35 protein-coding genes are annotated in these 26,677 nt (G+C 43.3%); 31 read left to right on the top strand and 4 right to left on the bottom strand.

Annotated features, from left to right (window positions below; all coding sequences use genetic code 11):
• The first annotated feature begins 43 nt into the window (after positions 1–43).
• From AB4154_RS03495 to AB4154_RS03440, 12 genes are all read left to right on the top strand, one after another.
• Complete coding sequence (locus tag AB4154_RS03495; RefSeq protein ID WP_102333299.1) at positions 44–451, top strand: VOC family protein; 408 nt, start codon at positions 44–46, stop codon at positions 449–451.
• 168 nt (positions 452–619) lie between these two features.
• Positions 620–1,090, top strand: coding sequence for a GNAT family N-acetyltransferase (locus AB4154_RS03490; protein ID WP_372122192.1), 471 nt, complete (start codon positions 620–622; stop codon positions 1,088–1,090).
• A 77-nt stretch (positions 1,091–1,167) separates the two neighbouring features.
• Positions 1,168–1,512: a VOC family protein gene (locus AB4154_RS03485; protein WP_017061800.1), complete on the top strand. Its 345-nt coding sequence runs from the start codon at positions 1,168–1,170 to the stop codon at positions 1,510–1,512.
• Between the two features lie 119 nt (positions 1,513–1,631).
• Positions 1,632–2,048, top strand: coding sequence for a VOC family protein (locus AB4154_RS03480; RefSeq protein ID WP_017061801.1), 417 nt, complete (start codon positions 1,632–1,634; stop codon positions 2,046–2,048).
• A 129-nt stretch (positions 2,049–2,177) separates the two neighbouring features.
• Entirely contained in the window at positions 2,178–2,759 is a 582-nt protein-coding gene (locus AB4154_RS03475; protein WP_372122190.1) for an HD domain-containing protein, read from the top strand.
• Between the two features lie 203 nt (positions 2,760–2,962).
• The gene (locus AB4154_RS03470; RefSeq protein ID WP_017066541.1) at positions 2,963–3,220 is read left to right on the top strand and encodes a hypothetical protein; all 258 of its coding nucleotides are present in this window, start codon (positions 2,963–2,965) and stop codon (positions 3,218–3,220) included.
• Between the two features lie 140 nt (positions 3,221–3,360).
• The gene (locus AB4154_RS03465; protein ID WP_372122188.1) at positions 3,361–4,365 is read left to right on the top strand and encodes a S66 peptidase family protein; all 1,005 of its coding nucleotides are present in this window, start codon (positions 3,361–3,363) and stop codon (positions 4,363–4,365) included.
• Positions 4,366–4,516: 151 nt separating this feature from the next.
• Complete coding sequence (locus AB4154_RS03460; RefSeq protein WP_017061805.1) at positions 4,517–4,981, top strand: DUF302 domain-containing protein; 465 nt, start codon at positions 4,517–4,519, stop codon at positions 4,979–4,981.
• 267 nt (positions 4,982–5,248) lie between these two features.
• Positions 5,249–5,764 carry an adenylate kinase gene (locus tag AB4154_RS03455; protein ID WP_136978486.1) on the top strand — a complete coding sequence of 172 codons (516 nt, stop codon included), beginning with the start codon at positions 5,249–5,251 and terminating at the stop codon, positions 5,762–5,764.
• A 132-nt stretch (positions 5,765–5,896) separates the two neighbouring features.
• On the top strand, positions 5,897–6,121 hold the full coding sequence (locus AB4154_RS03450) for a hypothetical protein (protein WP_017061807.1): 225 nt from the start codon (positions 5,897–5,899) through the stop codon (positions 6,119–6,121).
• A 138-nt stretch (positions 6,122–6,259) separates the two neighbouring features.
• Positions 6,260–7,288: a radical SAM protein gene (locus AB4154_RS03445; RefSeq protein ID WP_017061808.1), complete on the top strand. Its 1,029-nt coding sequence runs from the start codon at positions 6,260–6,262 to the stop codon at positions 7,286–7,288.
• Positions 7,289–7,305: 17 nt separating this feature from the next.
• Positions 7,306–7,833 carry a DUF1349 domain-containing protein gene (locus tag AB4154_RS03440; RefSeq protein WP_372122187.1) on the top strand — a complete coding sequence of 176 codons (528 nt, stop codon included), beginning with the start codon at positions 7,306–7,308 and terminating at the stop codon, positions 7,831–7,833.
• Between the two features lie 119 nt (positions 7,834–7,952).
• Here the strand turns inward: AB4154_RS03440 and AB4154_RS03435 are convergent, their stop codons facing one another.
• A complete protein-coding gene (locus AB4154_RS03435; protein WP_017068336.1) occupies positions 7,953–8,285 on the bottom strand; it encodes a PBPRA1643 family SWIM/SEC-C metal-binding motif protein in 333 nt (110 codons plus the stop codon).
• 255 nt (positions 8,286–8,540) lie between these two features.
• Between AB4154_RS03435 and AB4154_RS03430 the strand changes: the two genes are divergently transcribed.
• The 7 genes from AB4154_RS03430 (at position 8,541) to AB4154_RS03400 (ending at position 12,437) form a co-directional block, all read left to right on the top strand.
• Complete coding sequence (locus AB4154_RS03430; RefSeq protein WP_372122185.1) at positions 8,541–9,257, top strand: HAD family hydrolase; 717 nt, start codon at positions 8,541–8,543, stop codon at positions 9,255–9,257.
• A gap of 51 nt (positions 9,258–9,308) precedes the next feature.
• Positions 9,309–9,692, top strand: a complete 384-nt coding sequence (locus AB4154_RS03425; protein ID WP_136974258.1) for a nuclear transport factor 2 family protein — start codon at positions 9,309–9,311, stop codon at positions 9,690–9,692.
• A 106-nt stretch (positions 9,693–9,798) separates the two neighbouring features.
• The gene (locus tag AB4154_RS03420; RefSeq protein WP_136974259.1) at positions 9,799–10,530 is read left to right on the top strand and encodes a glucose 1-dehydrogenase; all 732 of its coding nucleotides are present in this window, start codon (positions 9,799–9,801) and stop codon (positions 10,528–10,530) included.
• A 93-nt stretch (positions 10,531–10,623) separates the two neighbouring features.
• The gene (gene catB / locus AB4154_RS03415) at positions 10,624–11,256 is read left to right on the top strand and encodes a type B chloramphenicol O-acetyltransferase (RefSeq protein ID WP_017063920.1); all 633 of its coding nucleotides are present in this window, start codon (positions 10,624–10,626) and stop codon (positions 11,254–11,256) included.
• A gap of 170 nt (positions 11,257–11,426) precedes the next feature.
• Entirely contained in the window at positions 11,427–11,678 is a 252-nt protein-coding gene (locus tag AB4154_RS03410; protein ID WP_372122183.1) for a Rho-binding antiterminator, read from the top strand.
• Between the two features lie 8 nt (positions 11,679–11,686).
• Entirely contained in the window at positions 11,687–11,920 is a 234-nt protein-coding gene (locus AB4154_RS03405; RefSeq protein WP_371722212.1) for a hypothetical protein, read from the top strand.
• A 67-nt stretch (positions 11,921–11,987) separates the two neighbouring features.
• On the top strand, positions 11,988–12,437 hold the full coding sequence (locus AB4154_RS03400; RefSeq protein ID WP_102319784.1) for a GyrI-like domain-containing protein: 450 nt from the start codon (positions 11,988–11,990) through the stop codon (positions 12,435–12,437).
• A gap of 223 nt (positions 12,438–12,660) precedes the next feature.
• Here the strand turns inward: AB4154_RS03400 and AB4154_RS03395 are convergent, their stop codons facing one another.
• Positions 12,661–13,251, bottom strand: a complete 591-nt coding sequence (locus AB4154_RS03395; RefSeq protein WP_017061817.1) for a glutathione S-transferase — start codon at positions 13,249–13,251, stop codon at positions 12,661–12,663.
• A gap of 173 nt (positions 13,252–13,424) precedes the next feature.
• On the opposite strand from AB4154_RS03395, the gene AB4154_RS03390 reads away from it, so the two are divergent.
• Positions 13,425–15,680, top strand: coding sequence for a peptidase U32 family protein (locus AB4154_RS03390; protein WP_017063916.1), 2,256 nt, complete (start codon positions 13,425–13,427; stop codon positions 15,678–15,680).
• Positions 15,681–15,835: 155 nt separating this feature from the next.
• Here the strand turns inward: AB4154_RS03390 and AB4154_RS03385 are convergent, their stop codons facing one another.
• Positions 15,836–16,300 carry a thioesterase family protein gene (locus AB4154_RS03385; protein WP_017061819.1) on the bottom strand — a complete coding sequence of 155 codons (465 nt, stop codon included), beginning with the start codon at positions 16,298–16,300 and terminating at the stop codon, positions 15,836–15,838.
• 180 nt (positions 16,301–16,480) lie between these two features.
• On the bottom strand, positions 16,481–18,316 hold the full coding sequence (locus AB4154_RS03380) for an ABC transporter ATP-binding protein/permease (protein WP_171733666.1): 1,836 nt from the start codon (positions 18,314–18,316) through the stop codon (positions 16,481–16,483).
• 563 nt (positions 18,317–18,879) lie between these two features.
• Between AB4154_RS03380 and artP the strand changes: the two genes are divergently transcribed.
• The 11 genes from artP to AB4154_RS03325 all read left to right on the top strand — a co-directional run bounded on the left by artP (position 18,880) and on the right by AB4154_RS03325 (position 26,655).
• Complete coding sequence (artP, locus tag AB4154_RS03375; protein WP_032545343.1) at positions 18,880–19,608, top strand: arginine ABC transporter ATP-binding protein ArtP; 729 nt, start codon at positions 18,880–18,882, stop codon at positions 19,606–19,608.
• A gap of 120 nt (positions 19,609–19,728) precedes the next feature.
• Complete coding sequence (locus tag AB4154_RS03370; protein WP_004733839.1) at positions 19,729–20,460, top strand: lysine/arginine/ornithine ABC transporter substrate-binding protein; 732 nt, start codon at positions 19,729–19,731, stop codon at positions 20,458–20,460.
• Between the two features lie 3 nt (positions 20,461–20,463).
• On the top strand, positions 20,464–21,150 hold the full coding sequence (gene artQ, locus AB4154_RS03365) for an arginine ABC transporter permease ArtQ (protein ID WP_372122180.1): 687 nt from the start codon (positions 20,464–20,466) through the stop codon (positions 21,148–21,150).
• Positions 21,147–21,815: an arginine ABC transporter permease ArtM gene (artM, locus tag AB4154_RS03360; RefSeq protein WP_017068344.1), complete on the top strand. Its 669-nt coding sequence runs from the start codon at positions 21,147–21,149 to the stop codon at positions 21,813–21,815. Before artQ ends, artM begins: the two co-directional genes overlap by 4 nt.
• Before the next feature lie 320 nt (positions 21,816–22,135).
• Positions 22,136–22,777: a hypothetical protein gene (locus AB4154_RS03355; protein ID WP_372122178.1), complete on the top strand. Its 642-nt coding sequence runs from the start codon at positions 22,136–22,138 to the stop codon at positions 22,775–22,777.
• A 164-nt stretch (positions 22,778–22,941) separates the two neighbouring features.
• On the top strand, positions 22,942–23,790 hold the full coding sequence (locus AB4154_RS03350; RefSeq protein ID WP_078608527.1) for a hypothetical protein: 849 nt from the start codon (positions 22,942–22,944) through the stop codon (positions 23,788–23,790).
• A 1-nt stretch (position 23,791) separates the two neighbouring features.
• A complete protein-coding gene (locus tag AB4154_RS03345) occupies positions 23,792–24,241 on the top strand; it encodes a hypothetical protein (RefSeq protein ID WP_022593433.1) in 450 nt (149 codons plus the stop codon).
• Between the two features lie 527 nt (positions 24,242–24,768).
• The gene (locus AB4154_RS03340) at positions 24,769–25,191 is read left to right on the top strand and encodes a hypothetical protein (RefSeq protein WP_102333315.1); all 423 of its coding nucleotides are present in this window, start codon (positions 24,769–24,771) and stop codon (positions 25,189–25,191) included.
• 26 nt (positions 25,192–25,217) lie between these two features.
• The gene (locus AB4154_RS03335) at positions 25,218–25,709 is read left to right on the top strand and encodes a hypothetical protein (protein WP_372122175.1); all 492 of its coding nucleotides are present in this window, start codon (positions 25,218–25,220) and stop codon (positions 25,707–25,709) included.
• A gap of 65 nt (positions 25,710–25,774) precedes the next feature.
• The gene (locus tag AB4154_RS03330) at positions 25,775–26,179 is read left to right on the top strand and encodes a DUF1801 domain-containing protein (protein ID WP_017059576.1); all 405 of its coding nucleotides are present in this window, start codon (positions 25,775–25,777) and stop codon (positions 26,177–26,179) included.
• A 194-nt stretch (positions 26,180–26,373) separates the two neighbouring features.
• A complete protein-coding gene (locus AB4154_RS03325; protein WP_123285506.1) occupies positions 26,374–26,655 on the top strand; it encodes a hypothetical protein in 282 nt (93 codons plus the stop codon).
• Positions 26,656–26,677: the final 22 nt, after the last annotated feature.

Genomic DNA, 26,677 nt, shown 5'->3' with positions numbered 1-26,677 from the left:
TAGATTCTTACTAATCTCTCGCTATTTAGTGAATAGGTAAATCATGACATTACGAGTAGTTCCAGAGCTTTATTGTTTCGATATTAATGTGAGCAAATCCTTCTTTGTCGATGTGTTGGGGTTTGAAGTGAAATACGAGCGCTCAGATGAAGAGTTTGTTTATCTAACGCTTGACGGTGTTGATGTGATGCTTGAAGGGATTGCGGGCAAAAGTCGAAAATGGCTTTCAGGTGATCTGGAGTTTCCGTTAGGGCGTGGTGTTAACTTCCAATGGGATGTTATCGATATCGAACCACTTTATCAGAGAGTTAACGAAAGCGCCGCTGATTCTATTTACTTAGCGTTAGAGTCAAAGTCTTATCAATGTGGGGATTCGATCGCGACTCAGAAGCAGTTCATCGTTCAAACTCCTGACGGTTATCTCTTTAGGCTCTGCCAAGATATTCATTAAGTCATGACCTTTTGGTTGGATACCAAATGCTGGTCTTTGCTCTAAATTATTGGATGGACTAAACGTATTAACTGAGTACTAAGGTTGCATTTCCCAAACTACGGTTCTCGAGACACTAGCGATGAGCTCTAGTCGGTTTTTCGTGCGTGTTATACAGAAGGAACAACAATGATAACTATCGAAAGGCTTGAAGATTCACATGTGGCGTTAGTTCAGGCCATCCAACTCGCCGATGAACAGGTTAAGTTCGCTGGTACAGCTGCAGAGTTTTTATTAGACGGCAGTGAAAAGACGCACTTGCACGTGATTAAGTCTGATAACGAAGTTGTGGGTTTCTTTAAGCTGGATATCGCTTACGCAGAGCACTACGAATTCTGCCCTGAAGGAAGCATTGGCTTGAGAGCTTTTGTGCTTGATAAAAACCAGCAAGGTAAAGGTTTAGGAACAGGCACGGTGAAGGCTTTGTTTCCGTATTTAAAAGCGAATTACTCAGCGTATGAGTCGATTTACTTAACTGTGAATTGCAAAAATCCGGCAGCATTCAACTGTTATAAGAAAGGCGGCTTCGAAGATATCAATCAACAGTATTTAGGTGGCGCAGCAGGCCCGCAATTTATCATGCGCGGTCGAATTGTTTAGTAATAAATTATTGATGAGAAACACCTGCACAGCTGTATGCAGGTTGAGAGTCTTAAAGAACACGAGAAGGAAATTTGATGAAGGTTCAATATCTTGAAGTGGTTACCCCAGAGGTCGATGTCGTTTGTGCAACATACGCTCAGCTCTACAACGTGAAATTCAGTGGTGCAGATGTGAACCTTGGTGGGGCGCGCACTGCAAAGCTATCTAATGGCGGGGTAATTGGCATTCGAGCACCGCTTCGTGAAACTGAAGAACCAACTGTTCGTCATTACACGTTGGTTGAGGATATTCAGTCTGCAGTAACTGCAGCCGAGAAACTAGGCGCCGAAGTTGCGGTGCCGCCAATGGAGTTACCACGTCACGGGATGTGTGCCATTGTCATTCAAGGTGGCGTCGAGCTCGGATTCTGGCAGTTATAAATGATGTATACCTTTTAGATTGTGACGGACGAGATACTACGATTTATGATGCGACACCTAGTGTCTTTACCTGCTTCATGGCATCATTCCACGCAGCTAAAACCCCAACAAGGTATGTTATGAAACAGAATATTGTCCACATTGCACTCGTGGTAAAAGACTACGATGAAGCGCTTGATTTCTATGTAAACAAGCTTAAGTTTGATCTCATCGAAGACACGTATCTGCCAGAAGAAGATAAGCGCTGGGTTGTTGTTGCTCCACCAAATTCAACCGGTGTGAGCCTGTTACTTGCTAGAGCTTCCAAGCCAGAGCAACTCGATTTCATCGGCAACCAAGCTGGTGGACGCGTATTCCTATTCTTAAACACCGATGACTTCTGGCGTGATTACGAACGTATGACGTCTTTGGGCATTAACTTTGTCCGAGAGCCTAAAGAGCAAGGCTACGGCACCGTTGCTGTGTTTGAAGATCTTTACGGTAACTTGTGGGATCTGCTTCAGTTAAATCCTGAACACCCTATGGCTAACAGGTAGATAAGCTTAGCCCACAACCATCGGGTGTTGCGTATTACAAAATGTCGGTTCATTGGGAGTAACGCTTCTTTGTCGCTAGGTTAACCCTCCGCACCGCTCAATCATCAACTTAAGTTAAGGAAGCTTATCGTGGAAGAAATCAAAGGCATTCTGCAATTCATGGTCGAAATTGAACAATTAAAGGATGTTCATCGACAGACGAAACCAGTTGGATTGGACCGATATGAAAACTCGGCCGAGCACAGTTGGCACGTCTGTTTGAGCGCTCTTATGTTGAAAGACTATGCCAATGAAGAAATCGATATTACCCGAGTAATGAAGATGTTGCTGATTCATGACCTTGGGGAAATCGATGCGGGAGATACCATCATTTATGCCAGTGAAACCGAAGAAAACAAGCTCAAAGAGAGAAACTGCGTCGAGCGCTTGCTGAAATCATTGCCGAGCCATTCAAGAAGCGAGTATTTGGAGTTATGGCTTGAGTTCGAAGCGGGTGAGTCACCGGAAGCTCGATTTGGTAAGGCGATCGATAGAGTGCCACCTTTGCTTCATAACATCCATGGTGATGGTCACAGCTGGAAGAAGCACAACATATCCAAAGACAAAGTACTGACCTTTAATGGCGAGCGTATTTCTAAAGGCAGTCGTGCCTTATGGAAAGAGCTAGAAGTGCAACTTGAAGGTGCTGCGGAAAAAGGGCTATTAAAGTAAAAGTTAATTTCATACCTTAGCGTAAGAATAGCTTTAGCTTTTCAATGAGGGAGATCTCGATGGTAACTGATTCAAGATGCATGGCACTTACCTTGTGTCTCATTTCTTTCTAATAAAACTCTAGTGGACAACAATAAGTTCGAGAACCGAGTGATAAGTTGTTAGTATGTATCAAATTTATAAATATCAGTTGGCTTATATAAATGCTTGATAATAAGTATATTAAACACCCTTATCACTGTGAGCAGTGCGACGCACTTACCCCGCACCTTGCTGTTAGCGCTTCCGATGCTGAATCTAAAGCGGACGCTGAATCTGAAAAGAAACAATGGAAGTTAGGCGTGTTGATGGAGTACCTGGTGACGTTATTGTTTAGAGGTGATCATAATGTTCCCGGTTTTTATGTAGACAGTGATTACGAATACCAGTGTGAGAAATGTGGGACTAAATCGTGGCATTAATTGGGGATGAAAATTTGATTCAACCTTAATTTTTTGAGCTCTAACCCCGAAATCAACTCGCTTAAAGAACTCGTTTGCTTTAAGAATTAGTGAGTTTCAGTCAGGCGTATTATTCCAATTTTGTTATGGAGGACAAACGAGTGATATACCCAAAAGCTTTAAATATTGGTGACAAAATCGGATTTTTCTCACCGTCATCGCCCGCAACGGTCTTTGCACCTAATCGATTTGCTCGTGCTAAACGTTATTTGGAAAAGCAGGGCTTCATTCTAGTTGAAGGTTTGTTAACTGGAGAGTCAGAAGGGTATCGTTCTGGTTCCATTCAAGCGCGAGCCGAAGAACTCAATCAGCTCATTCGAGATCCTGACGTGCGCTGCATTATGTCGACCATTGGTGGTAACAACAGTAACTCACTGTTGTCATACATCGATTATGATGCCCTTAGAGACGACCCTAAGATCATCGTCGGCTATTCAGATGCCACAGCATTACTGTTAGGCATCTACGCCAAAACTGGATTGGTGACTTTTTATGGCCCTGCACTTGTTGCGTCATTTGGTGAGTTCCCGCCATTAGTCGACGAAACCTTCCAATCGTTTACTGACATCTTATGCTCGGATTCAAGCCAACATCAGTACACGATGCCTGAGAGTTGGACGGACATTAAACACGATTGGGAAACTCAAGACTCTGCAAAGCCAGTTTACAATAACGAATGGCACTTCATGGGAGGAGGTCAAGTAAGCGGTCGCGTGATTGGCGGCAACCTGAGTACGATGGCCGGGATTTGGGGCAGCGAATACATGCCAGAAATTCAGTCTGGCGATATTCTGCTTATTGAAGATTCACTAAAAGGCATTGAAGCGGTCGAGCGTTCATTCGCGCACTTATTGGCTTGCGGAGTATTCGATAAAGTAGGCGCTATTGTACTCGGCAAACATGAGTTGTTTGATGACAAAGGGACAGGGCGAACACCACTCGATGTACTTCTTGAAGTGCTGAACGGTAAAAATGTCCCGATCCTGTATGGCTTCGACAGTTGTCACACCCATCCCATGCTAGTCACGCCACTAGGTGTGCAAGGCACTATTGATTTTGATGACCAAACATTCAAGCTTCAAAGCCAATGGTTAGCGTCGAGTTAACCTAAACTGATGATAATAAGACGCATTAGAAAAGTGATCCTCTCTGCAAACTGAGAATCGAATCGCGTCTATACTGACATGGGCTACGTCGCTGATTTTAGAAGTGGCGCTATGAATGTAAGTTTGATTAGGTTAAATCTCTGAGGTGACGATGAAAAAATTACTACCACTATGCGCCATTTTACTCTCTGCATCATTTTTAGCTGCGGCTTCTGATGGTTTGATTAAATACCAAAGTAATTACTCAGTGAAAGAGACCGCTGACCGCTTTGAAGAACTCGCTATAAGCAAAGGTTTGACATTGTTTGCGCGAATTGACCACCAGAAAAACGCGAGTAAGGTCGATCTTGAATTGAGACCAACGGAAGTCATCATCTTTGGTAACCCGAAAGTAGGGACACCATTAATGCAATGTGCTCAAGAAGTCGCGATAGATTTACCGCAGAAGGTGTTAGTCACTGAAGATTCAAATAAGAAAGTATGGTTGTCTTACAACGATCCTAATTACTTGGTAGAGCGTCACGCGATCAATGGCTGTGACGAGGTCGTTAAGAAAGTATCGGGTGTACTAAGCAAGCTATCAGAAGCGACAGTGGCGAAAAAGAAAGCGAAATAACCAAGACCAATTAGCACTCATTAAGACTATTAATGGGTGCGACTTGACGAGGATATAGCTTCCCAATCAACGTTTGGCTGCATTGACAACTAAGCAACAATATATAAAAGTAGTTTTATGAAACTGAATTTAGCGCCATCTAACCAACGAATTATCATCATTCCATAAGAATGGTGGGATTGTTGATGCGCTTTGTTTATCGAACCCACCCGTAAGGTGGGTTTTTTGTCGCTGTCTTATGGGTTTTATCTGAATAGAGGAAGTCATATGAAAAAGATCGCGGTTTTTGGTAAGCCTGGGAGTGGAAAGTCCACAGTCAGCAAGGCGTTAGCACTAGCTACAGGGATAGAGCTTCACCAGTTGGACTCTATTGTTTACAAGGCCAACGGAGAGTTTGTTGAACGTGAAGTATTTGAGGAGGCTCATGAGAGCATACTTAAGTCAGAAAGCTGGATCATCGATGGTTTTGGCCCTCTAGGCTCGTTCAACACACGTTTAGATGCAGCTGATACCTTGGTTTATATCGACATTCCTTATTCAACTAGCTACTGGTTTGTAACCAAGAGAATGCTCAAAGGTTTATTTGTTAAACCTGAAGGCTGGCCTGCTGGAAGCTCAGTGATAAAAGGCACGATACAAAGCTATAAGACACTACAACTGTGTCCTAAATTTTGGAATGACGACTTTAGAGCGCAGTTAGAATTGCGCGCTAAAGAGAAAGAGGTTTACATCATCAGAAGCGTGACTGAATTGAATAACTTTGTTCACCAACACTTCACTTAACAGTCGAGAGTTTACTTTTCTTTAAAACGCTCTTACTTACTCATAACTTCATGAAAATATTTAGATTTAACTCTACGTGTGGCATATTTGCCATATGTTTAGTTTGTGCTTTGAGTTAAGGAGATAGATATTATGTATGGAAGTGAGAAGACGAGAGCGTTCTGTAGTAACTGTAAGGAACTGACACTGCACAAGTACACTATGTTCAGTAACCAAGCCGAAAAAGCGCCACAACATGAAAAGAAGCCAGGGTTGCTTGGAATGATTTTATCGTCGCTAGCTTCAAGTGGCGGAAACGGTGACTATAAATGTACAAAGTGTGGAACCAATTTACGTACACCGGACAACCTTGATTAGCCTTTAACCTACTTAATACTTCAACATTCTTCTTCTTTAATTATCCGTTTTCATTTGATAATAATTCAAATTGTACCGTGTTTTTCATTGAATGAACTTCTAGTAGTCTATGCGAATAGTTAATTATTGGGCATTCAAATGACACAGTATCAGTTCCAACAAGGGCATATTCGCCCACCTTCAGAAGCGGATAGCTTATTGATTCGCACCACCCAAGGTTGTCCTTGGAACAAATGTAAATTCTGTACGCTGTTTGAGGGGATGGAGTTTGCAATTCGTCCCGTTGAAGAGATTAAGAAAGACATTTGGGCTGCGAAAGCATTCTATAAGAACCGTAAATTTGAGACCTGTTTTCTGCAAGACGGTGATTCATTCACTATGGATACCGAAGACTTGCTGGATGTGTTGAATACACTCAAACAAGCCTTCCCAGAGTTAAAGCAGATCAGCTCTTATGGACGAGCGCAAAGCATGACTAAGAAGTCGCCTGAAGAGATGAAAGCCATCTGTGATGCAGGGCTCAACATGCTTTATTGCGGTATGGAATCGGGTTCTATTGATGTTCTCAAATTGATGAAAAAAGGCATTACTCCGAAATCTATTTTGAAATCGACCGAATACGCGAAGCAAGCGGGTATGAAGATGATGACCTTCATTATCCTTGGCTTGGGTGGTAAAGAATATTCGGCGCAGCATGTTGAAGAAACGGCGGCCTTACTTAACCAAATCAACCCAGATGAAATACGCATTCTGTCGCTTGCTGTGAAGCCTGGAACTGAATTGGATGAACTGGTGCAGAATGGAGAGTTCACGCCACTTAGCGAACGTGAAATGCTTGAAGAACAATATCAATTGATCAGTAAACTAAACCGCGTGACGGGCAACTATGGTAACTATCACGGTATTAATTTGTTGATGGAACTGAACGGACAGCTGCCACAGGATAAAGCGAAGTTCTTAGCGACAATAGACCGTTTCAATATGATGAGTGAGAATGACCAGAATAACTTTATCTTGGGACGTCGCATTCATTACTACGCCGCATTGAAAGACATGGATAACCAACTTATGTACGATTCTGTACAAAGAGAGCTTAATCGCATTCAAAAGCAAAATCCCGATGAACTCGACAATGTGTTTTACCAACTCCGTCAACGCATGATCTAGCAGCAAGGACTAATAACATGAATAACCTCGTTAACTGGCAAATCAGAAATGAAAATCCGGAACATCGGTCTTTGGAAAACGGCGTGCTGACGATGCAAGTGCAAGAGGGCAATATCTTTGGTGCGGGTTCAGCTGATGTTGATAATATCTTCGTTCATCCAGTATCTAGCTCGGATTACAGCACAGAAGTGACGGTTCAATTAGATCCAAACCTCGCATTTGAACAAGCTGGGTTAGGTATTTACTGGGATAACGACAACTACATTAAAGTGAGCAAAGAGATGTTCATGGGCGAGCGTTCATTGGTGTTCGTTGTAGAACAAAATGGTCAGCCACAGATCAAGGAACGTCTGTTGTTTAGTGAATCTAGTGTGTCGGTAAAGCTCGTCAAACAAGGCGGAAAAGTCAGCGCTCATTTCCGCCCGTTAGAAAAACAACAATGGCAGGAAGTGATCACGTTTGATTCGTTAGTAGGCAGTGAACAGGGTGTGATGCTTTATACGTTCAGTGGCAGTAAGGCGACGCCTAATTTTCGCCAAATTTAGTGGCTTCAGTTTGTCTGACGCCTAATAATTTGTCTTACGCTGAATAAGCTTGCTTAGCGTATAAAAAAACGGACCGATATTGCTACCGGTCCGTTTTTAAATTCTTCAAGTCAAAGCGCTTATGCACAACACTTCTTGTATTTTTTACCGCTGCCGCAAGAACACGGATCGTTACGGTTAGGGGTCTTTTCAAACGTCATCGTTTTTGGCTTGTTCAGTAGAGTATCAAGCTCGATGGTGTTCTCTTCTTTGTCTGCGTCGACTGTAACAGTAACGAAGATAGTATTTTCAGCGGCTAGTGCTTCAACTTCTGCTTTGCGCGCTTCAGTTTGAACCATTACTGCGATTGGAGATTCTTCAGTACCCGCTTTCACATCGCGGTTTACGTTGTAGCCAGCAAGAACGTGGTTCTGTCTTGTTTCGATACGGCCTTTGAAAAATAGTTTCGACATTGGGTACTCATTAAAAATGTTGAATGGCGCTATTTTTAACGGCGATAGCGCAATGGAGCGGGGATTATACGCATATATTGCAATTGATAAAGCAGTGATGTGAGCAAACACTGTTTGGTTTTTGTTTGCTAGTAACGGTTTGTTCTCTAGCTTTGCTTCTATTCGACAAATTTCGAAATTCAAGACAATAAAATTGCCCTAAATAGGCTTATGAATGATAAATTCAAATTACTAATCGAAACAAAGAGATAGTGTATGAAGTTAGATGCCATCCTGTGGGATTACGATGGAACCATAGTCAATTCCGTTCCAAAGAATATCGCAATCACAAAAGATATTATCTCTTTAGTCGCACCACACTTGTCAGGTGATAACTTACCTAAATATTTGCTCAGCGAAGCGCTTTATCATGAAGCCAACCACGGGGCTAAAAACTGGCAAGCCTTATATATCGACTATTACGGCTTATCACACGATGAAATGTTGATCGCTGGTGGAATGTGGGCAGAGCATCAAGAGAAAAACCAAACAGCCGTCGCCTTGTTTGAAGGAATGGAAACCGTGGTTAATCAGTTTGCTCATCTTCCTCATGGGATCTGCTCTCAAAACTCTCAATTGAATATTCGTGGTGTGCTCGACAGCTATGGCATTGGTGATTTGTTTAAATCGGTAGTGGGTTATGACGATGTTTCGAGCGGCAACCAAAAACCCCATCCATTTGGTGGTGTGAAATGTGTCGAGAACATATTTGGCGCCGATCCGACTAACGAGCTTTGTTTGATGTACATCGGTGACCATGAAGCGGACACACAGTTTGCTCGCAATATTGAAGCCGCGCTGGGTAACAATGCAAAAGTGATTGCCGTAGCCGCAGGTTATAGCCGATCGGAGCCTGAAAATTGGCAAACCAAGCCCGATTACATTGCTAACAGTGTCGATGATCTTTTAACGATCATTAGCAAGTACGCATAACGAAGCAGACATTTAAAAATCACCACACGTAAATAACTTTAAGGAAGAATAATGACACCAAAACAAGTGGTATTGGGATTTTGGGATGCAATGCGCAGTAATGATTTTGCAAAGGCAGGTGAATGGTTAACCGCAGATTTTGAAGGCTATTGGCCGCAGTCGTCTGAATTGACGGTAGGGCGCGACAACTTCACGGCAGTCAATGCTGAATACCCAGCTAATGGTGTTTGGGAGTTCGCGCTCAATTCAATTGTCTGTGAAGGTGATACGGTAGTAACGGACATTTCAGTTACTGACAGTGTGCTGAAAGACCGAGTGATCACCTTTCACACGGTTGTTGATGGTTTAATTCAAAAGCAAACTGAGTTTTGGCCAGACCCATTCGAAGCGCCGGCGTGGCGATCGCAGTGGGTTCAGGTTGTGTCGAGCAATTAATTTGTATCGACACGATCAGTTTGTCACGAACAACTAGGTCGTATCGAATAATCAGGTTTCATCGAAAAATCAGGTTATAACAAACAAGTGGCATTAGGAGGTTTCATTGAACAAGGTAGTGGTTGTAACCGGCGGAAGCCGAGGTATTGGCGCAGCGACGTCTAAATTGTTGGCCAGTCAAGGCTATGCTGTATGCGTTAACTTCATACACAATGAGTCGCGAGCTGAAGATCTAGTGAATGAGATTCGCGAACAAGGCGGAACCGCGATTAGTGTGCGTGCGGATGTGTCTGTTGAATCGGACGTGAAATCCTTATTCGAGATTGCTCGTAACAAGCTAGGTCCAGTGACTCACTTGGTTAATAATGCCGGGATCTTGTTTACCCAGTCACCATTGGTTGATATTGAATTGGATCGCTTTGAAAAGGTGATGAAGTCCAACGTATCAAGCTGCTTTCTGTGCAGTAAAGCCTTTATCAAACAAGCCGATGGCGCAGGTTCGATTGTGAATGTATCGTCTGCCGCTTCTCGCACTGGCGCACCGTTTGAGTATGTGGATTACGCAGCATCGAAAGGTGCGATGGATTCACTCACCAAAGGCTTATCGCTTGAATTAGCTTCACGCAATATCCGAGTGAATGGCGTAAGGCCAGGTTGTATTTATACTGAGATGCATGCAGACGGCGGAGAGCCAGATCGCGTAGACAGACTAGCTTCGCAGTTACCGTTACAACGAGGTGGCACACCAGAAGAAGTCGCGAACTCTATCGCGTGGTTATTATCAGACGAAGCTTCGTATGTCACCGGCTCGTTTATTGATATTGCAGGCGGTCGATAGGGCACGTTTGCCTTTACACTAATATAAACAAGTTACAACCATCAACACGCAAAAAAAGTACCTAACTAAAAGAACGAAACTAAGAGTACAACCATGAAAAACTATTTTGAAAGCCCGTTTGTTGGAAAGTCACTCAAAGAACAAGTGACCAACCCGAACATCATCGTGGGCGAGCACAGCTATTACTCGGGTTACTACCATAACCACAGCTTTGATGACTGTGCGCGTTACCTATTACCGGATAGAACCGACATCGATAAGCTGATCATTGGCAGCTACTGCTCGATTGGTTCTGGCGCCGTGTTTATGATGGCGGGCAACCAAGGCCACCAAAACCAGTGGGTGAGTACCTTCCCGTTTTTCTATCAAGACGATGAGAAGTTTGAAGGTGCGATAGACGGCTTTGAACGCTCTGGTGATACCGTGATTGGTAACGATGTGTGGATTGGTACAGAAGCCATGATCATGAGTGGTGTTAAGGTTGGTGACGGAGCCATCATCGCAAGTCGAGCGGTTGTGACTAAAGATGTCGCGCCATACTCGATTGTCGGTTCAAACCCAGCACGCCATATCCGTTATCGTTTCAATGAGACTGAAATCGCTCAGTTGCTAGAAATGAAATGGTGGGAATGGAGCGAAGAACAAATCAAAGGCGCAATGTCGCTAATGTGTTCTTCAGACATTGGTGGTTTGTACCATTATTGGAAAGGATTCTTGAAGCCTTAAATTGTCGTTCACAGATGAAATGTGAATGGTGAGAACGAGATTAAATTTAACAAATTACTCAATAATCTGATTATGGCAATGCGATTGTGATACGAGTAACTTATTGATTGTAAAGATATTGAATAGTATGGCATGTCGCATTAGCGTGGTGGATGAATTGGAGGGGTATTATGATTAGTTGCAACGATTACGATTATATTGAAATTGTGTGTATGCACCGATACCCAATCAAGTTAACGCTGAAGTCTGGCGAGAAGATTGAATGTGTCGGGTTAGATACCCAGCGCAATGACAGCCGTGAAGAGTGCATTAAAGTCAGTACTCAAGGCGAGCAACAACTTTTCGTATTAACTCAAATAGCGACATTGGATGTCTGTGTCGACAACCCTCACTTTCAGCATGTTTCATTCAAAACGTCATAGGCTTTCAAATGAATAGCACCATAGAACAATGCTATTGCACCGCGTGCAGAGAAGAGACACAACATGTTGTTGTGTTGGTCAGAAAGACGAGTGCGTTTGCAGACAAACCTAACCAAAAGCGAAGTGAGTTTTGGGCAGGCATGATAAAAGGTTGGTTCCTTGGCCCGTTTGTCGCGTCAATGGATGAGTTTTCTCGTCACCTTGTCTGTGAAAAATGTGGCCATAAAGAGATACAAGATTAGCATCGTTATCTTATAAAACATTGGATTCAATACAGTTAGATCGTCAATTGGCTTAGGAATAGAACGAATGAAAGTTGAAACGATAGAAGCCGTAAAGGCGTATGGTTTTTCAGTAAGAACCACCAATACCGATGAGATGGACCCAGCAAGAGCCAAGATAGGGCAATTGTGGCAGGGCTTTTTTGACCAAGCATTTCCGAAATTAACACCGGATTCAAAAGTGTATGGCGTTTACACTAACTACGAGTCTGACTTTACGGGCGAATTTGATGTTATCGCGTGTACTAATGCACTTACGGATCAGAATGTTGATACGCTTGTAGAAACCGAAATACAAGCAGGTAAATACTTAACGTTTTCTGCTGAAGGTGAATTACCACAAGCTGTGATCGACCTATGGGGTGAAGTGTGGGCGTATTTCAGCGCTGCTGACTGCCCACATGTGAGAACTTACACGACAGATTTTGAACTATACAAAGGTGAAACTGAAGTCGAGATTTCGATAGCGATTCAGTGATCAGGTTAAAATGAACAAAAGGCTTAGCTTAGACTGTGTTTGCCAGTTAAGAGACAGTAGTTACAGGTAAAGAGACAACGGAATCCCAGTTAAGCCTTTGAATATCTGTTCTTTACAAAGAAGATACAGTGTCACGTAACTACTTTAATACCTAGGAATTATCTATTCCAGAATTCCCCTAGATCACCCTAGATACCCTTAAGTCACCCAAAATTCTCTTAAGTTATCCAAAAAGACAATCTTGCTTGGTTTCATTCCACAAAGGGTATTGCTTCATGACTTGGGTGTAGAGCTTACTTTCAAGGTGCGCTCTTAACCAACGTCCTACGTTTTGATATTCCGATTTCACAAACCACTTCTTTTCGACTCGCACAAACTGACTGACGAAAGGCATCACCGCAAAATCGGCCAAGCTTGGGCTTTCTCCAAAAAAGTAGGGCTGATCGGTAAGTCGCACTTCTAACTGCTTAATGAAGGTTTCGCAGGCTTGTCGGCGTTGTTCAACATCGATGTTTCGGTAACGAACCGATGCACGATACCTTTCTAAGTGACCAATAAATTCTTCATCGTTGGTTTTAATGAGCTGCTGAACTTGTTCGCTAAGCGTTGGATTGCTTGAACGCAGAAGATCTTGAGGATCGTTTTGTTGAAGTGACCAGTTCATCACATCCAAGCTCTGTTCAATGACTTGTCCATTGGGTAACACCAATACAGGCACTGTTCCTTTTGGCGAACTGGCCAATAGTTCGCTAGGCTTGTCTTTGGTAACGATTTCTCGAAGTAACACTTTTTGCTGTGATAGTGCGATGCCCATTCGTCCGCGCATTGCATAAGGGCAACGGCGTAAAGAATAAAGGATAGGTAGATCGGATTCGTTCGGCATTATTGAGGTCATTTAGTTTGAAAAGTGTTGTACGGTGGTAAAGAGATCGTGATGTGGGTAGAATACGCGGCTTAAAAATTATAAGTAAGTGAGCGACTTCAAAAATGAGCAGAAAAATTGAGTTATTAGCCCCAGGTGGCGATGTAGAAGCGATAAAAGCCGCCATCGTAGCGGGTGCTAATGCAGTTTATTGTGGTTTAGACACATTCAACGCTCGTAACAGAGCCTCTAACCTGTCGTTAGACGAATTGAATGGTGTGATTCGCCTTGCTCATGAATACGGCTGTGAAGTGTTCCTGACTCTTAACGTTGTGCTACTGGAGCACGAGACTAAGAGCATCACCAAACTGCTGAACCAGCTTGTGAACACCAAAGTGGACGGCATCATTGTTCAAGACTTGGGTTTATTCAACCTGGTTAAGAAGCATTTCCCATCGTTAGACGTTCACGCGTCGACTCAGTTAACTACGCACAACGAAGGTCAGATTAAGTTCTTGTCTAAGATTGGCGCGACGCGCGTTAACTTGTCTCGTGAGTTGAACCTGCCTGAAATCAAGATGCTGACGGAAGTGGCACACGATCACGACGTATTAACCGAAGTGTTCGTACACGGCGCTCTGTGTATCGCATTCTCTGGTCAATGTTACTCAAGCTCAGTAAGTGTGGGTAACTCAGGTAACCGTGGTCGTTGTAGCCAAGCGTGTCGTGATGAGTACGAAATCACCAACGCGGGCAACAAGTTCCCACTTAACCTGAAAGATAACTCAGCTTACTACGACCTACCTGAATTGGTTGATGCGAAAGTCGACTCATTGAAAGTAGAAGGCCGTATTAAAGGCGCACACTACGTTTACACTGTGGTAGACACATGGCGTAAACAGATTGATAGCTTTGTAGAAAGTGGTTTGTTGATCGAAGACGATTCGAACCTACACAAAGTATTCAACCGTGATTTCACCAACTCTTTCCTAAAGGGCAACCTAACGAAAGACATGTTCATCGATAACCCGCGCGACAACAGCATGAACTACGCTGTTGAAAAAGCGACGGAGCAGAACAACGAAATCTCAGTTGTACAGATTCAAGAAGTGACCAACGAACTTCACCAAGCGAAAGACGTTCTTGGTAACGAAATGCGTGACAAGATCGAGTTCCTTGATATTCGCAAGACACCAGTAGCACTGTCGTTCAGCGCAAAAGTGGGTCAACCATTTACGGTGACTGTGAACACGCCAAAAGAGAACTTTACTCTTCAATCTAAATCGCTATTGAAAGCGGTTGAAGAGAAGGCGATTACTCAAGAGCTACTTGAGAAGCGATTCAAAAACGTGAAGAGTGCAGTTCACACGCTAGAAAGCCACGACTTCAGTGAAGTGGATGCAGGCTTGTTGATTCCTCTAAAAGAAGTTTCAGACCTAAAAGACGAGATCGACTTCATTCTGAACGGCTCTGTGGAAGTGATTAAGCACGTTGAAGTGCCAGCACTGCCTCAGCACCCTAAAGTGAACGAGAAGCCGACTATGTCGATGCTTATCGCCGATGTAGAAGACTTACACCTGTGTGACGTGACTGACGCGGATGTTTACTTCAAACTTCCAGAAAGCTTCAAGAAGCGTTGTAACAAGTACATCGACATCTTGGCAGCAAACCCACGTTTGATTCCTTGGTTCCCAGCGGTATTGATCGGTAAAGATTACGACGAAGCGGTTCGTATTCTTGAAGAGATCAAGCCAGCTCGCATCGTAACCAACAACACGGGTATTGCTTACAAAGCTTACGAGATGGGTATTGAGTGGGTTGCAGGCCCGTTCATGAACACGACCAACTCTCACGCACTGGTTACTCTGAAAGAAGAGCTGAACTGTGCAGGCGCATTCATTTCGAACGAGATCAACAAAGGTCAGATTCGTCATATTCGTCGCCCAGAGAACTTCAAACTGTTCTACAGCATTTACCACCCAATCTTGATGATGACCAGCCGTCAGTGTTTCTTCCAAAGAACCGTGGGTTGTAACAAGCCAAGCATCGAAGCAGGTTGTATGTTGAAGTGTGAGAAAGCGACCACGATTACCAACGTGAAAGGCATCTCTTTTGCGGTTGATAAACAGAAGGGTGGCTACCCAAGCATTTACAACCACGAGCAGTTCTTGAACCACGACGCAGTAACTGACTTCTCTGGTCTGTTCGACGAGTTCTTCATTGACCTAACCAACATCGGTGCAGGTTCTAAAGAAGTGAAAGACAAAGTTGAACTTATCAAGCATTTCGAAGCGCTACTGAACGGCGTTGAAGGTTCACAACAGAACCTAGAGCAGATGGTTGAAGTTCGAACTAATGCTCAGTACGTGCAAGGTTTATAGGCTGCAAGGTTTATAGCTTCCAAGGTCGAGAGCGTTCAAGGCTTATAACGCGTAACTTCTTTTAAGCACTCTGAACCAATAAACAAAAGGCCACTCAATCGAGTGGCCTTTTTAATGTCTGAAACTTTCTGAATCTTTCTCAACCAACGAATACGTTATTCTGTCACGGCTTCTTGTTTGAAGCATGGGCTTTTCAACGTGTTCATCTTTTCGATTTCATTGGTTAAGCGCAGCGAGAGCAGGGCTTTCTGGTTCGAAGCAAAATCAAACATCACGATAGTCGCAGTGCCAACGGTCGTCAGTTTCTGTTGAGCCTTACTGACAATCGCGTATTCCATGGTGAATCGGTCATCTTGAATATCGGTAACACGTGAGCCGACCATCAAGGTATCTGGATACGTGACTGGGCGGAAATACTTACAGTAAGTGTCACCAAGAACAGGACCAACTTTGGTAATCGCCATCTCTTCCATCAGCTCGACGTGCTTGAAAAAATCTAAGCGAGCGGTTTCGAAATAGCGAAAATATACAGCGTTGTTAACGTGATTGAGTGCGTCCATTTCTCCCCAAGCGACAGGGATTTCTGTTACTACCGGGTAGTCAGATAATAGTGCTTCCATGCGAACTCTCTTATTGTTATCTGTGTAATTAACGTTATTTACTTATCCTTCATCGGAATAAGTTGTTATTGGAATAAAAACCCTACCGCTAAATTAACAAAACTGCAACACGCGTGATTTAAGTTTTTGAAGCTTGAAACCACACAATGTCAGTGACTTAGTTGTACATCCACTCAATGGTTACGCACTAAGGTGTTTGAATTGCAGCTCAACCAAGCGTTGGTACAATTCGCAGCTATTGATGAGAGACTGGTGGTCGCCGATGTCTACTAGTTGTCCTTTATCGAGCACCGCAATTTGGTCGGCGTGTTTAATTGTTGATAATCGATGGGCGATAATGATCGTCGTTCTGCCACGCATTAACTCTTCTAACGCTTGTTGTACGTGATGCTCACTTTCACTGTCTAGTGCGCTGGTTGCTTCATCCAACAATAGAATATTTGGATCTTTCAAGATGGCACGTGCGATGGCAATACGTTGTCTCTGCCCACCAGAAAGCCTTACACCACGTTCACCAAGAAAGCTGTTGTAGCCATCAGGTAGGTTTTGAATGAACTCGTGTGCGTGCGCTTTCTTCGCCGCTTCGATCACTTGCTCGTCTGTTGCCTGCGGGTTGCCGTAGCGAATGTTATGGAACACATCGTTACTGAACAGAGCAGGTTGTTGCGGCACCAATGCCATCTGCTTTCTTAGCTCGTTAGGATCAAACTGATTCAGTTCAACACCGCCTAAGGTGACCTTACCCACTTGTGGGTCGTAGAAACGTTGCAGCAGTTCGAACAGGGTAGTTTTACCTGCGCCAGACGGGCCAACCAGTGCCAACACTTTGCCTTCATGGGCAGTAAGCGTGAGGTTGCTTGTTGCGGGTTGGTCCGGTCTTGATGGATAACAGAAGGTCACATCATCAAATGCAACTTCTGGCGTTACGTTAGCAAGCGAAGTTGGATTCGCAACTGGCGCAACAATATGGCTTTCAACTTGTAGGACCTCGATTAATCGCTCGGTCGCACCTGCCGCGCGTTGCAGTTCACCCATCACTTCTGAAATCGTACCTAATGACGAAGCAACCATGATTGCGTAAAACACAAACGCCGCTAAATCACCCGCCGACATGGTGCCGTTGATGACATCACTGCCGCCAACCCAAAGCATGCCTGCGATAGCACTGAATACAATCACGATAACGCCAGAAATAAGAATCGCGCGCTGTTTTACACGCTGGCGACCAATCTCATACGCCTTTTCAACTTCAACCGCGAATGATGCTTTTTCTTGCTCTTCTCGGCTGTAGCTTTGCACCGTTTTAATGTGCTCAATTGCCTCACCTGCGTAAGAACCCACATCAGACATCGAATCTTGGCTTTGGCGAGATAGGGCTCTTACACGGCGCCCGTACACAAGAATCGGAATCAAGATAAACGGCACCGAGGCCAATACAATCAAGGTCAACTTAATGTTGGTAGCAAACAGCATGATGATTGCACCAATACACATCAACGCGCTGCGCATCGCCATAGAGAACGATGAACCTATGATGCTTTGAAGCAGAGTAGTATCCGTTGTAATGCGCGACATGATGTCGCCACTGCCATTGGTTTCGAAGTAACTCGGGTGCAGCGTCACGACATGATTGAAAACCGATAAGCGAATGTCTGCACTCACACGTTCCCCAACAGAAGAAACCAAGTAGAAGCGGAAGAAAGTACCAATCGAGATCAGCACGACCACCACCATGATGAATTGAATCGCGCTGCCTAAGTCTGACAACGATTGTTGGCTGAAGCCTTGGTCGATAAGAAGACGAATACCGTGTCCGACTGAAAGGGTTAAGCTCGCTGTGAAGATCAACGCGATCAACGCAGCAATAACACGACCTTTATAAGGCTGAATGAATTTACTCAGCTCAAACAAAATACTGAGGCTTTTTTTCTCAGGTTTGGGTTCTGGCGCTTGTTGAGTCGATCGCTGAGTCTGTCGCTGGTTCGAGTCGAGCGTAGAAGAGACATCGTTTTGCATATGACTGCCTTAATGTGTTGTCGCTTTAAAAATAGATGGCTTGTTGCTTGTTGCTTATGGCTAATTGCTTTATGACTTATTGCCTGTACTGCGCGTTGTTCGCTGGGCAGTAATTGTTGTTGAGAATTGAACCCATTAAAGCATTTATTGCGCTGTGACGCTCCCTAGGAAACTCAATTTCCAATATTTCATCAACACTAAGTGAATAATTCGAAACGACCTTAAAGGAAAACTAAGCATTTTGATCCAGTCAGTTGGATAGGAAACCAAGCTATTTAACCCTAATTTTTATGCAAGTAAATTAGCGTTGATAGGAGAGTGCACACATAAACAAGCAACCGTGCGATGATTTATAAATTGATAGCAAAACGTTTGCTATTTATCTCGATATTAGCTTTATCAATGACTTGTAAGTTTTGGTTGTAAGACCAGTTATAGCGACTGTTTTTTGTGGAATATTTGTTACAAAAATTCAACAAAGTAGTTTTTTATACATTTTTCTTGCATAAAACATCGGATTGAATAGAATAACCAACAAATGACAATTAATGCAGTATTGTGGCATGAGTATTCAAGTAAAGAGCATCAACAAATCATACGGTGATACCCAAGTTCTTCACGACATCAGTTTCGACTGTGAGAGTGGCGAAACCTTGGTATTGCTTGGCCCAAGCGGCGCGGGCAAGAGTTCATTACTGCGTGTATTGAACCTGCTTGAAATCGCGGACAACGGCGAACTAGACATTGCGAATGAGCAATTCGATTTTTCAAGCCAAATCCAAGAGAAGCAGGGGCTTAAACTTCGTCGTAAAGTCGGCATGGTGTTCCAGCAATACAACTTATGGCCACACATGACGGTGATGGAAAACTTGATTGAAGCACCAACCAAAGTGGCGGGTTTGGATAAGCAAGAAGCGATTAAGCAAGCGCAAGAAGTCCTAAAGACACTTCAACTTGCCGACAAAGCAGACGCTTGGCCACTTCAACTGTCTGGCGGTCAACAACAGCGTGTTGCGATTGCACGTGCGCTGATGATGAAACCGGATGTGTTGTTGTTTGATGAACCAACAGCGGCGCTTGATCCTGAGATCACCAACCAAGTCGTGAGCATTATTAAAGAATTGAGCGGAACGGGCATTACCCAAGTGGTCGTGACGCATGAAGTCGATTTCGCGAAGAAGATTGCTAGCCACGTTCTGTACCTAGAGAAAGGGTACATCGTTGAACACGGCACCAGCGATTCATTCGTTAATCCGCAGACACCTGAGTTTGCCGAGTATCTGACTCATTAAGTAAGTCACTTATTAAAAGAAAGTTGACTCACTAGATCTAGCTAAACACAACATCAATTAAAACAATCAAATTATAAGAATGGCCACAGGCCGCTATTACACAGTATTCGGAGTAACAAAATGAAAAAGATTCTACTAGCTTCACTTATCGGCCTTGCTTCTTTTAACGCAGCAGCTCAAGAAGAAATCAAATTCGCGATGGAAGCAACGTACGCACCATTCGAATACATGGATGAGAACAACCAAATTCAGGGTTTTGACGTAGACTTAGCAAACGCACTTTGTGAAGAGCTGAAAGCAACGTGTACTTTCCACAACCAAGCATTCGATAGCTTGATCCCTGCACTTAAATTCAAACGTTACGATGCGGCTATCTCGGCAATGGACATCACAGAAGCGCGTCTTAAACAAGTGAACTTCTCTAACGCATACTACGATAACTCTGCAGCATTCATTTCTTTCGAAGGCAAAGTAGCAGACCAAGCAGCACTAGAAGGTAAGCGTGTTGGCGTTCAAAACGGTTCTACTCACCAGAGCTTCCTACTTGAGCAAATGACTGGCGTAACAGCGGTACCTTACTCAAGCTACCAAGATGCATTCATCGACATGAAAAACGGTCGTATCGATTCTGTATTCGGTGACACAGCCGTTGTAGCAGAATGGTTCAAGAAAGAAGACAACCTAACGTACGTTGGCGACCAAGTAACAAACCAAGAGTACTTCGGTAACGGCTTTGGTATCGCAGTAAACAAGAGCAACCAAGAACTTGTAGACCAGCTTAATGTTGCACTTGCTGCAGTGAAAGCGAACGGCGAATACGACAAGATCTTCAACAAGTACTTCGGTAAGTAATTTATGGAATTAACGGGTTACTCTTTAGGGCTCGTCGAAGCGGGCTGGATGACTGTTCAGCTTGCGTTCGTAAGCCTATTGGTTGGATTGGTTCTAGCAGTTTTGTTTGCAAGTGGTGAGATGTCTCGTCGTATTGCAATCAAATGGCCAACGACTGCATTTGTGACGATTGTTCGTGGTTTACCAGAAATTCTGGTCGTACTGTTTATCTACTTTGGTTCGACACAAGTTCTGTTCATGATCACTGGCGACTTCATCGAAGTGAGCCCGTTCTTATCTGGTGTTGTTGCACTGTCACTTATCTTTGCTTCTTACGCGTCACAAACCTTGCGTGGTGCTTTGAAAGCAGTAAGCAAAGGGCAGAGAGAAGCAGCAAGCGCACTTGGTATTTCTCAGTCTCGTGCATTCTTTCGTATCGTGTTACCTCAAGCGGTAAGACACGCACTACCAGGGTTAACCAACCAATGGTTAGTGTTACTGAAAGACACTGCATTAGTTTCGCTAATTGGCGTAACAGATTTGCTGAAACAAGCACAACTAACATCCGCTGCAACGCACGAAGCATTTACTTGGTACGCGACAGCAGCAGCAATCTACTTGGTCATCACTTTAATCACACAAAGATTGGTAAAAGTGATTGATGGTAAGTTCTCTATTCAAGGTTTGGGTAACAAAGGGGCAATGGCATGAATCAACAATACCTCTCTCAAATGCTTGAAGGCTTAGTGACCAGTCTTCAACTCACAGGCGCTTCATTGCTTGTTGGTTGTATCTTGTCACTGCTGATGACGGTAACGCTAATTCTAAGAATACCGGCGATTCACTGGTTCACTCGTGGCATCATCACGCTGTTCACTGGCACACCATTGTTGGTTCAAATCTTCTTGGTGTATTACGGCCCGGGTCAGTTCGATTGGATTCGTGAAAGCTTCATGTGGACTTGGTTAAGCCAACCTTGGTTCTGCGCAATGTTAGCATTAGCTTTGAACACCGCGGCATACAGCACGCTACTGTTCAGAGGCGCATTCAACGCCATTCCAGCAGGGCAGTGGGAAGCATGTCGCGCACTCGGCATGGACAAAATCGCAACGCTTAAAGTGTTACTGCCATACGCACTACGCCGCGCCGTTCCAGCTTACTCGAACGAAGTGATTCTAGTCTTCAAAGGCACGTCACTGGCAAGCACCATCACCATAATGGATTTGATGGGTTACGCTCAGCGTATTAACGGCCAAACCTACGACACACTTACTGTGTTTGGTATCGCCGGCGCATTCTACTTAGCAGTAAACGGCATACTAACGCTGATCTTCCGCCAAGTAGAGAAGAAAGCCCTCGCATTCGAAGCCGCGTAAGCTAGCCACACACAAGCTTAACTAACGTATAAAGCCTGCCATTTATGTTCGCATAGATGGCAGGCTTTTTTGTGTTTGGGGTATGTGTAGTGGTACTGTTTTTATATCCAGTTCTGCGCAGTTTTGCGATATTCATACTATACGGAAATATTCTGCATTTAGTCATTCAATGAACGTATCTATGTTTTAAGTCACTGAATTGCTGTGATTAATCGTGGTAGAGTTCCGCCCATATGAAACTAGATAGAAAAATCCTATATTTAAATGCAGAATTTTTCTGTCTAATAGCTGTTAACTTGCTTTTGAATTAGGAGTATTTAGTGGAAGAAAAACAAGAAGAACAATTGGAGCTATTACCAAAAAAGCAGGTAGATCTTCGTCTCCAATTTATACATAGACCGATCAGAAAACGATTGTATACGAGAAAATATCCTTTTCTTGTTCAGAATGAGCCCTTTGAGTATGGCTTAAAAATTAAGAATATTGGTACTGAGCCTTTTTCTGGTGCAACAATTTCTGAATTCAAAATAACGTCAGGCGGTGGCTTGATGGGAGGCTTTGAACAAAAAGCTCTATCGACACCAAAAATCAAAGCATTGAATCCCGGTGAAGAGTTTGATTTATACTTCGACCGTTACACTTTTTGGCACGAAGGCTCTATAGGTACTCACTGTCAGCTTATCCCTGATAAGGAGGGAGAGGTGATTCGCACATACCAGCACCACAGAGACCATGACTTCGATGAGCCTTACTCTAAGGAAAATGCTTGGTGGCATGATTACTACTGCCAGAGTCAGCAGCAACTGCTTCAGACTAGGACGAATAATCTGATTTTAATGCTCACTGTCATTACCGTAATAGAAGCTGTATTTGGGCTTAAAGATTCCTTCAAGGCTATCTTGGGTTTGCTGGCTATGGCTACAAATCAGATCACAGTCCTGCTTCAATGGCTGGCAAGTTAACAAAGCATTTAAGAGTGATTCGCAACGCTTGGCAGTTTCGCTTCGCTCAAGTATAGCCAAGCGTCGCTCACACCTTAATGCGGCTAAGTGCCGTTAAAGATCACATTCGACTTTAGATAATTTTGCAATTAAAATACTGAAAAATAAACATAAAAGAGATAATTATGAATAGCGAAAGTTGGACTGATTTAGTACCTACAGTTGCAAAGCCTGTAGTTTACGCTTATCAGTATAGGCATGCGATCCATGAGCATTGGATCAAAGCTTTGATTAAGTTAGGTAAGGGTAGTGCTGATGTTATTGTAACTGGCAGACCTGGAGCGGGAAAAAGTGTGCTTGCCGCTCACTACCATGGGGAAGCCAACAGCCTTGATTGGCAGTTGCCAGGTACTAGTAACGAAGTTGAAGTTAAGCCAATTACTATCGGTGATTGGACAAAACTTGTTTCAGTTATTCCTGGACAGAACAATGCTGAACGAGCAAAAGCTCTTGATCTTGCACTAAATTCAAGTGATTCGCTAGAAGGCATAATTCATGTTGTAGATTGGGGTTATACTGCCGTTCGAGATGACTCAATCAGAAAAACGATGGTTGAGCATAAGGAACTAGATAGCGTATCTAAGGTTCGTGACCATAATCTTCAAATTGAGCTAGAGGAGTTTAAGAGGCTTCTAGAGTCAGTCAAACTTTCTAAAAGTAATGGGCGTGGTCCAAACTGGATAGCGATTGCTGTAAACAAGGTGGACTTATATGAGTCAAGTGTTGAAGATGCTAAGCAATACTATCATCCTGATTGTGGTAGTGTGTTCGCAGACGTAATTACCGAGCTATATCAAGCTATCGGTAAAGCAAATATTAAAGTAATTGCTATTCCAGTATGTGCACAACCCGAAGCTTTTGAGTGGAATGGTGAAAAGGTTACATCACAGATTGACAGTGTAACGAAACAGCGTAATTATCTAAGAGTATTTGTCGATAATATGGCTTTGTTACAATCAAGCACGGAAAAATAGAATGACCGAGAAAGATAGCCAAAATGAATTAGAGAGTTTGCTGGAAATGGCGGAATCAGTTTCTGCTACCATAGAGGATCTAAACACGAGGATTGTAAATCTTCGCACTATGGCTATGGTATCTATGGTCGGTATTTATGCCACTTTGGCTGCTGGTTTTTTTCTTTATGACAGCACATTCTTGATTGAAAAACTTGAAGTGTGGGCTTTCCTGCTCACTTGTCTATTGACTGCAACGTTACTAATGGGTTCGTGTTTTTTTCTTTTTCAATACTTTCGTAAAGTTAAGAGCCTAAAGTATAAGTTAAATACTGAAAAGGAAGTTCTTGAACACTTACTCCCTTTAGTATTCGAGTATAAAGATAATATATATTCAAACAAGTCTAACTATGTTGAGATGGCTCTCATAGAAATGCGACTAAAAAGGATCGGCTTTTCGAGTAAGTGGTAGGGCACTTAACAAAGCATTTAAGAGTGATTCCCAACGCTTGGCATTTTCGGTGTCATCGTTGGGTTTTGTGTTTATGGTGCTATGGTTAGGTTTAGTTGTAGCGTTGCTCACACCTTAATGCGGCGATATGACCCCCTCTGTCAATAAGAGCGTAGAAGTTTCTGCTCCCGCATTTATAGAGCCTTTCTTGTTATTTAAGGGATAGTGTTATTACATAGATGAAGCAAGTAATGTCGTCGGTTCTCATGCTGATATACGTGGATTGCTCATCGTTTGATGAGTAGAGCCTACCTTACTTGTTCCGTCGTAGCACCTGTCTTCAGTCTATGCTCGTGGTTCAATATAGCCGAAGCTATATTGCCTAGCTTGTGTTCTAAGTCTTCCGTTACATTGGGTTTATGAAAGTCTGAGTTGTCCATCGAATAGTCGTGTAACAAGGGCATTTCTCATGCCGTATTTTTGGTAATTAGTTCTTCCTGTCGATTATCGAATTTGTCCTAAACCCACTATTAAGGCAGGGAACCCCAATGAATAGAACGCTATGGTTCGCACTCATTTCGCTTTTGTTTTCAATGACAATGGTATTTTGTACATACAGTTATGGCATAGAGAGCCACGTTGAAGTAATCACACTCACTTTAGTACTGTCTGGCCCTCTGATTTTTACATTTGCGCTTGTTGTCATTTTTTGTGGCGCACCAGTTATTAACAAGTACAAGTTACTTGGAACCATCGCAATTTGTGTGCATGGATTTACAGCCTCACTGCATGTGCTGTGGAACGGTTTTATGTTTGTCGATGTGATTAATAAACAAGGCTTAGGTCCGGGACAAGGTTATTCTGGTTTGATACTTTGGGTTGGTAGTATCAAGGCGATGCTACTTGGTTTGGTTGTGGGAGTATGCCTGCATTACTTGCTACGATTTTTTAGAAAGGCTGCAGTAAGATAACTGTTGGCTAGTTAGTGGATTGTTCGTTGTCTATAGGAGTTGCCACTGTGTTTTATAGTAAGGAATCCAACAAGGGATTGCTGCTCATCCTTGTTGCGATAAGTGCTTTCATTGTCGTTACCTCGGATAATAACCCCGGGACATTAGTCGCTCACGCCATCAATGGTTTAATTGCTTTGCTCTTTTTCTCCATGACCATTGAGGTCAAAGACAATGTACTAAGTTGGTATTTCGGCTTTGGCTTTTTGCGTAAGAATGTAGAAGTGTCAGACATTACCGAGACATCGTTCTATCAAAGCAAGTGGTATCAAGGTATTGGCATCCGAATGCTGAGCGATGGCTGGTTGTATAATGCATCGATAGGTTCAGCGTTGAAGTTAAGCCTAAGCAATGGAAAACATGTTTACATTGGTTGTAAGGATACAGACGGTCTAAAGCTGGCCTTGAAAACCGCTAACGAACAGATAACTCAAAATCGATTTACGAGGCTTGGCACTTTTCGTTTAAAGTTGGGCTAATGTTTAAGGTTCTATGCTTTAAGTGAGCTGGACTTTAATATCACAACAAATGAATCGGAGGTTGAATGGACAGAGCAATCAAAACACATTTCGACGAGTATCCCGATGATGTTCGAGCTCGGCTTGAAGAGTTGCGTTCATTAATCTTTGAGCTTTGCTCTGATTTGGATTTAGGTGAAGTCGAAGAGTCTCTGAAATGGGGCGAGCCGAGTTACAGCGTTAAGACGGGCAGTCCAATTCGAATCGATTGGAAATTAAAATCGCCAAACAACTATTACTTGTTCTTTAACTGCCAAACGAAGCTAATCGACACATTCAGAGAATTGCACGATGGCACATTGGTATTTCAAGGTAATCGGGCAATCGTCTTGAAACTGACTGAACCACTTCCCAAGGCACCAATCAAGCAGTGCTTGGAGTTAGCCTTAACTTATCAGCAACGAAAACATCTCCCACTTCTTGGCGCGTAGTTCTTATATGTTGTCATTATATTTCTTAAACAGGTTTTCTGTGTTCTAGCTATCACTCTTTAAAGTGCTAAGACTGTACCATCTTGATTAGTATCAACAGGCTAGGGAATCTCTATAACCAACGCTGATTGTATTGCTTACCGTTTAAAAAGGTGTTCTAGTCACCTTGTATTTCAAACTTAAAAGGAAGTTGTATGAATTTAGATAAAGCCAAAAAACGTATCGCAAAGCAGGTTAAAAAAGGCGACCACGGATACCCTAAAATCACGTTAGCGTACTACGGAACGACCAAAGATCTCGCAACGGAAGTCGCAGTTCAATTTATGCTGAGTGAGGGTGATGGTGTCCAAGAAGAGCGTTTTTCTTGTGAAACCGAAATCCGAGATAATGAACTAATCCAAACGACGTTACTCAAGATAATCGAGCGCGCTAATGTGAACTCAGTGATTGAAGTTGAAGGCGTGGCTGTTCTTTAGTTTTATAAGAATCAGTCGGCGT

The sequence above is a fragment of the Vibrio sp. 10N.286.51.B11 genome (genome assembly GCF_041469245.1).
Lineage (GTDB): Bacteria > Pseudomonadota > Gammaproteobacteria > Enterobacterales > Vibrionaceae > Vibrio > Vibrio crassostreae_C.
Note: the sequence above shows the minus strand (reverse complement) of the source record. Positions and strands in the feature narration are given on the sequence as shown.